This window comes from Peptoniphilus sp. BV3C26, from assembly GCF_000478985.1.
Taxonomy (GTDB): domain Bacteria; phylum Bacillota; class Clostridia; order Tissierellales; family Peptoniphilaceae; genus Peptoniphilus_B; species Peptoniphilus_B koenoeneniae.
On record NZ_AWXB01000031.1, the window covers coordinates 1 to 1577 of the forward strand.

1 pseudogene is annotated in these 1577 nt (G+C 38.0%); it reads right to left on the reverse strand.

What is annotated here, in order from left to right:
* Positions 1 to 1577 (reverse strand): annotated as a pseudogene (locus tag HMPREF1253_RS10195) (FIVAR domain-containing protein); the annotation flags it as partial.

Sequence of the window (1577 nt, forward strand, 5' to 3'; positions counted from 1 at the left end):
AGATTATATGCATGGTCTACTTCTACAGGTGCTGTGTATATTCCGTCTTCTATCGGAAGCTTTACGTCTTCGCTTGCTTTAAAGGCTTTTACTGCTGCCTTTAATGTCGCTACTCCTTGGTCTAAAGCTCCTTGATCTGTTGCAGTTTTTAATGTTTCTTCTGCTGCTGTTATCGCTGCTTGAAGTTTGCTAAATGCTTCGTCTGTCTTCTTGCCTTGTTCAATCTTCTTAGCTTCTGCTATTTCTTTTGTTAAAGCTTCTTTTTTTAGTACATCAGGACTTTTGTTAAAGGCTTCTACTGCAGCCTTTAATGTCGCTACTCCTTGGTTTAAAGCTTCTTGATCTGTTGCAGTTTTTAATGTTTCTTCTGCTGCTGTTATCGCTGCTTGAAGTTTGCTAAATGCTTCGTCTGTCTTCTTGCCTTGTTCAATCTTCTTAGCTCCTGCTATTTCTTTTGTTAAAGCTTCTTTTTCTAAAACATCAGGACTATTTTTAAAGGCTTTTACTGCTGTTTTTAATGCTTTAACCGCTTCATCTAATTGAGTTTGCTCTGTTGCTTCCCCTAATACTTTTTCTGCTGCTGCGATTGCTGCTTTAAGTTTGCTAAATGCTTCGTCTGTTTTCTTGCCTTTAACTATTTCTTTTGCCGCTGCAATTTCTTTTGTTAGTGCTTCTTTTTCTAATACATTAGGACTGTTGTTAAAGGCTTCTACCGCTGCTTTTAGTGTCGCTACTCCTTGGTCTAAAGCTTCTTGATCCGTTGCAGTTTTTAATGTTTCTTCTGCAGCTGCGATTGCTGCTTTAAGGGTATTAAATGCTTCTTCAGTCTTCTTGCCTTGTTCAACCTTCTTAGCTTCTGCTATTTCTTTTGTTAAAGCTTCTTTTTTTAAAACAACTTTTTTAAGATGCTCTTTATTTATAATTATTCTTGCTTCTTGTGCGCCTTTTCCGGGGCCGCCCATAAAGCCGTCCATTACATCTACCCAAACTCTGCACCATATGAATTCCGATGCTTCAAATAGATCTCTGTTCATTGTGAAGCTGAAGACTTGTGGGAACTCTTTACTTTGTCCGTCCGTGCCAATGTCAGTGAAGGTTTTTTCTATTTTTGTTTCTACTGCACGTCCACCACTTCTTGGATCTTGGTTGTTTTCAAAATAGAACAGGTTTGTTAAGTGACCTTTCATTCCGTTTAGATCCATGCCTTTAAATGTAAGCTCTACTTTTACTTTGTCTTCCTTTAAGATTAGTTTTGCAATGTGATCTATTGCACCGTTTGCCATGGATTTTTGTCCAGGATTGGATGCATTTCCTATTTCCACAGATGCCAAATATATTCCGTCTTCTGTCGGGAGCTTTACGTCTCCACTTGCTTTAAAGGCTTCTACTGCTGCATTAAGTGTTGTTACTTCTTTGTCCAAATCCTCTTGGTCCGTTGCTTCTTTTAATACCTTTTCAGCTTCTGCAATTACGCTTTGGAGTATGTTAAATTCTTCTACTTTTTTATTGCCTTTAACTATATCTTTTGCCGCTTTGATTGCATCTGACAAGGCTTGTGTATTTAAAACAACTTTTGC